Raw genomic sequence first — 4,468 nt, 5'->3', positions numbered from 1 at the left:
GCCCTCCCCGCAGACTCCCCACGTCGCACTTCCTCCCCAGATTCTCCCCGGCTGGGACGCTCAGCGACGCGCATCTTCGCTGGTCGGGGACGCATCGTCACCAACCCGGCCAGGCTGGTACCGCACTCCCACCTCGTCGGCTGCAGCCGCCCGCTCGGCCTCCAGCGTCAGCACACACTCCCGGCAGGCGCGCAACTCCTCGTCCCGCCCGGCTCTCAGGTGGAGTGTCTTCACGGGAGTCGTGGCTTGCTCTCCGCGAGCCGGATGCTGGAAGCAGATCCCGGGTGCCCACTGGTAGAGGTCAAGGATCTGCTGGTGATTCATGGTGCGTCTCCCGTTGATTGGCCGACTGGTGGCGTGTGGCGCGGGTTCCCGTGCGGGACGGCCGGATGCGCACAGGGAATGCCATTCACCCGAAGGTGTGAACACACGTTCGAGCAGGTCACACTAGCTCCGCCCCTGCGGCATATGCCAGACCGCAGGGCTGATCACGGGCGGAAGGTAGGTGGCGTCGGGCCGACCGGCAGTGGTTGACCAAGATCAAAGAATGCCTCAATTCTGCTGCTGACATTCGGACGTGATCATTCCAGCGTGAAGGAGTGCCAGACGACAAGTGGATCATCGATGCCCGGAGGCGCGTCGGCGACCGCGTCCGCGTCAGGCGGATCTATAAAAACCTGACCCAGGAGCGGCTGGCCGAGCTCACCGGTATCAACCGGTCAACGATCCAGCGCATCGAGGCTGGTAACGACGCCAAGGTGGGCCACCTCCTGCGCATCGCGCGGGCGCTAGACATGCTCCCGCGGGAACTACTGGACTGACCAGCAGGGTCTGGGCTGGTGGAACTAACGAGTGTTACTGCTGGACGCTCCTGACGCTAGAGCGTGACAGGTATATCTACGTGTGTGCGATTCGCACGGTGGGTGAAATGGTGCATTCCGCTTACCGTTTAGGGCACTTGACGTGCCAGTACACCGTCATCGCTGCCGCGGACCCGGCGTCTACGGGGTACTCCGTAGCCTCCTCGCCGTCGCGGATGGGCTGCTGGCACTTGCTGCAGAACTTCGTCATATCGCTCTCCTCCTTGCACTTGGTGCACGCCCACGCTTCGCAGTCGAGGACGTGCGCGCCTTGCCGACCACGGGCGTACCCGACGTGGTGGCTGCCGGTTTCGCGGGTGAGTGCCCTCTGGCACCAGACGCAGGACCACCCGCGGTACTGGGTGAAGTGGAGGTCGACGACGGCCGGGATCGGCCGACCGGGCGGCACCACCAGCTCCTCGACGCCGGGGTGCGTCTTGCACGCGCGGGGGAACCAGCGCAGCGACGCCTCCATCCGCACCCGCTCACCGAGGTCGACGGCCGTCTCCGGCGAGAGAGTGATCCCACACAGGACACAGTCCGCGCCGCGGATCTGCCGCTGGGACAGTGAGTCGGTCGGAATGTGGCTGGTGGTCATGGCGCCACCTCGCCGCTGTGGTCACCACAGGCGACGATGGGCCACTCCCGCGTCCAGCCGTCGCCGCGGGTGGTAACACTTCCGGCCGGGTGAAGGGTGCCGAAGACCGCCCCGCACCAGTAGCAGGCCTCGCCGTGCAGCCGGGCGGGGCTGGTGTGCACCCCTGGCGGGGGTGGTGCGGTTCGTGCCACGTCATCCTCCTGACCTCGGTGTCAGGACGATGGTGATCCACCGCAAGGCCCACAAGTACCCCTGTCAGGGGTAGTGCCTATTCGGCGTGGCACCACTCGCAGAAGTTGCTGAGCTCCTCGGCGTCTGCCCGCTTCAGGCGCCTCAGCGTGGCCGCGTCCTCACGTACCCACCGGTGCTCGCGGGTGTGCTGGGGGGCGATACGGCGCGCCACTTTGAGGGACTCGTAGGCGTGATCCATCTGCCCCGACCACAGCTGTGCGCGGGCGAGCTCAATCCAAAATCCGCTTCGGCGCTCGGCGGGCAGCGAGTCGGGCGGTGTCCAGGTCCGGGCGACGGCGAGTGCGTCCTGGACATGGTCGCCGCCAAGCCCGACGGCGACGGATACCTGGTGGATGCGCACCGAGTCCGGGCCCCAGGCAGTGCCGTTGACGATGCTCTCTCGGGCGCCGTCGGCCAGCCTGACTGCCTCGGTCAGGTGCATCTCGGCGGCGGTGGCGTTGCGGGCTCTGCCTGCGATGACCGCGGCCCGCATGTGGAGGGTCCCCCGGCTGGCTCGGGCCGCGTCGTCCTCGGGTGCGGGCGCTCGATCGATGGCCTGTTCAAGGGCGCGGAGCCCGGCTTCATGAGCGGCGGCGGCGAAGAACGTCTCGGTGCGGACGTAGGCGACGGCGGCCTCGAGCTGCTGGTCTTCTGCCTGCGGCACAGCCCACCGCATGAGCTCGACGAGGCGTGCGGACAGGTCGTGGGCCCCGTACTTGTAGGCGACGGCGTCAGCGGTGCGGTAGGCGGCAACGAGGAGGGCGGCGACGGTGGGGCGTTCGTCCGGGCAGGCCGTGGCGAGCGCCCGGCTCAACTCGCCGAGGAGGTCGGGGAGCTGGCGGGTGATGCGCACGTACTGGGCGCCGAGCCGCCACTGAACTGCCGTATCGACTGCGGCGCGGAGCTCGTGGATGGGGCGGACGGGGCCATCGTCGGGCATGTCGTAGGTGGCGATGACGGAGGACAGGGCGGGCATCGCCTGGTGGACGCGGTCGTCGGCGCGTTCGCCGCCGGGGAGGAGGCGGCTGATATCGATGTTGAGGGCGTTGGCGAGCCTGTCGAGGACAGCGCCGGAGGCGCCGCGTTCATTGCGCTCGATTTTCCGAAGCGTTCCGAGTGCGATGCCGGCGCGGTCGGCCAGTTCGGCTTGGGTGAATGCGGTGATGCGCCGTTCGTAGGCGACGCGTGGGCCTACCCCGTGGTACGTGATGTTGGGCATACTGGGCTCCAGTTCAGGCGGCACCTGAACCGTACCCAGCGGGAAACCTCGGGGTGCGTGAATGGCCCGCCCCGACACGCGAGGGGCGGGCCATTCTGCCTGCTGTCAGCGGAGGTTGGGCAGCTCGGTGAGGCTGTCGATGACCCAGTCGGCGGCGGCCTGGACGTCGGGGTCGTCAGCCCAGAGGTGCCCCCAGGGGCCGCGACGCAGGTGTGCGGTGCGGAGGCCGGCGGCGCGTGCGGGGTAGGTGTCGTTGGCCGGGTGGTCGCCGACGTACACGACCGTCTCGGCGGGTCCGGCGGCGAGGTCGACGATGCGGGCGAAGAACGCGGGGTCGGGCTTGGCGATGCCCCACTCCCCCGAGGTGGCGATGATGTCCGCGGGCAGGTCGAGCCCGCGGAGCAACTCACCGGCACGCACGGTCTGGTTGCCCGCGATGATGACACGGAGCCCGGCCTGCTGAAGCGCGGCGAGGGCGGGGCGGACGTCGGGGTAGAGGTCGGACTCGTCGAGGTGCTCGCCGCGGCCGGCCGCCTCTCGAGCCTGGTAGGCGGCCTGGATGTCGAGACCGGGCTTGATGAGGCGAAGGGCGTCGGCGTTGTCGCGGCCCTGAGCGACGACGGCTCCGACGAGGGCGGACACGGTGTGGCGGGGCACGCCGAGCCAGTCCGCCCAGGACCCCCAGTAGCGGTCGTCCCGGACGAGGGTCTCGCCAATGTCGAGGGCAATGGTGGTTATCATCCACCGCACTTTATGCCGAATGTCAGCACCCCCCGATACTCTTGATCCATGCCCCCACCCCCCTCTCCCCCTGGTCCCGCACGGCCTGCCGCTGTGGTCAACGCGGAGATCCGCGGGCTGTGGTCGCGGTCGTGCGGGTGCCTGTCGCCGGCTGATGAGGCGCGGTATCAGGAGCTGCTGGTGGAGTGGGCGGACGCGGTGCGCGCGGAGCTGGTCGAGGCGGCGTGACTACGGCCGCCACTCCTCGCGGTAGCCGGGCTGGCCCTCATAGGGCAGGGCGAGCAGGCGGAGGGTGGCACAGAGCGCTTCGTTCGCTTCTGCATCCCAGGACTGGGCACTGGTGCACGTCAAGCAACCGCGCTCCCGGTTGGGCCGGGCCCTAGGAACAGCTGGTTTGTGGATCTCCATGATCCGCCGCGTGGCGTCGACCTCGGCGAGGACGCGGGCCGGGTCGTGGCGGGCGATGTGGGCCCGGTCTGATGCGAGCGGCACGACTGCCACGTGATGGTCAACTGACCCTGACGGCTTCCACTCGTGCGATGGCGTCGGCGCGGTGTGGATCCAACCTGTGACTGGGCTCACCTCCCATCGGCCACCGGCGTCACGAGCGGTCCGCTCGTCCTCGTCGATCCGGGCCCGCAGGAAATCCACCAGGTCGCCGCTCATGCGTGCCTCCAGAGATGCGACCGCCCCTTCCCGGCGCTGTCCGGGTCGGGGCGGTCCAGCAGCAGCATCCCCTGTACTAGGGGGTGTGTCCGGCCAGCTTATCGGCGGGCACTGACAGTCGGACGGGCTTCAGCGGCAGTGGCTGCACGGCGC

General features: G+C 69.0%; 7 protein-coding genes. 2 read left to right on the top strand and 5 right to left on the bottom strand.

Features of this window, described 5'->3' with window-relative positions:
- Positions 1-599 precede the first annotated feature (599 nt).
- Complete coding sequence (locus HNQ79_RS32965) at positions 600-821, top strand: helix-turn-helix domain-containing protein (RefSeq protein WP_185036666.1); 222 nt, start codon at positions 600-602, stop codon at positions 819-821.
- A gap of 121 nt (positions 822-942) precedes the next feature.
- On the opposite strand, the gene HNQ79_RS32960 is transcribed toward HNQ79_RS32965, so the two are convergent.
- The 4 genes from HNQ79_RS32960 to HNQ79_RS32945 form a co-directional block, all read right to left on the bottom strand.
- The gene (locus HNQ79_RS32960; protein WP_185036665.1) at positions 943-1,458 is read right to left on the bottom strand and encodes a hypothetical protein; all 516 of its coding nucleotides are present in this window, start codon (positions 1,456-1,458) and stop codon (positions 943-945) included.
- A complete protein-coding gene (locus HNQ79_RS32955; protein ID WP_185036664.1) occupies positions 1,455-1,649 on the bottom strand; it encodes a hypothetical protein in 195 nt (64 codons plus the stop codon). Before HNQ79_RS32955 ends, HNQ79_RS32960 begins: the two co-directional genes overlap by 4 nt.
- Before the next feature lie 77 nt (positions 1,650-1,726).
- On the bottom strand, positions 1,727-2,908 hold the full coding sequence (locus tag HNQ79_RS32950; protein ID WP_185036663.1) for a helix-turn-helix domain-containing protein: 1,182 nt from the start codon (positions 2,906-2,908) through the stop codon (positions 1,727-1,729).
- A gap of 105 nt (positions 2,909-3,013) precedes the next feature.
- A complete protein-coding gene (locus HNQ79_RS32945) occupies positions 3,014-3,649 on the bottom strand; it encodes an HAD family hydrolase (protein WP_185036662.1) in 636 nt (211 codons plus the stop codon).
- Between the two features lie 48 nt (positions 3,650-3,697).
- Between HNQ79_RS32945 and HNQ79_RS32940 the strand changes: the two genes are divergently transcribed.
- A complete protein-coding gene (locus HNQ79_RS32940) occupies positions 3,698-3,877 on the top strand; it encodes a hypothetical protein (RefSeq protein WP_185036661.1) in 180 nt (59 codons plus the stop codon).
- Here HNQ79_RS32940 and HNQ79_RS33375 read toward each other — a convergent pair whose 3' ends face one another.
- The gene (locus HNQ79_RS33375) at positions 3,878-4,315 is read right to left on the bottom strand and encodes a DUF6221 family protein (RefSeq protein WP_221508376.1); all 438 of its coding nucleotides are present in this window, start codon (positions 4,313-4,315) and stop codon (positions 3,878-3,880) included.
- Positions 4,316-4,468 lie beyond the last annotated feature (153 nt).

This window comes from Streptomyces candidus, from assembly GCF_014207445.1.
GTDB lineage: Bacteria > Actinomycetota > Actinomycetes > Streptomycetales > Streptomycetaceae > Streptomyces > Streptomyces candidus.
This window is presented reverse-complemented; position numbering and strand designations above follow the sequence as displayed.

Excerpts from the sequence above, each read along its gene's own strand:
- HNQ79_RS32960 (WP_185036665.1), bottom strand. The coding sequence starts at position 1,458 with ATGACCACCAGCCACATTCCGACCGACTCACTGTCCCAGCGGCAGATC.
- HNQ79_RS32950 (WP_185036663.1), bottom strand. The coding sequence starts at position 2,908 with ATGCCCAACATCACGTACCACGGGGTAGGCCCACGCGTCGCCTACGAA.
- HNQ79_RS32945 (WP_185036662.1), bottom strand. The coding sequence starts at position 3,649 with ATGATAACCACCATTGCCCTCGACATTGGCGAGACCCTCGTCCGGGAC.
- HNQ79_RS32940 (WP_185036661.1), top strand. The coding sequence starts at position 3,698 with ATGCCCCCACCCCCCTCTCCCCCTGGTCCCGCACGGCCTGCCGCTGTG.
- HNQ79_RS33375 (WP_221508376.1), bottom strand. The coding sequence starts at position 4,315 with ATGAGCGGCGACCTGGTGGATTTCCTGCGGGCCCGGATCGACGAGGAC.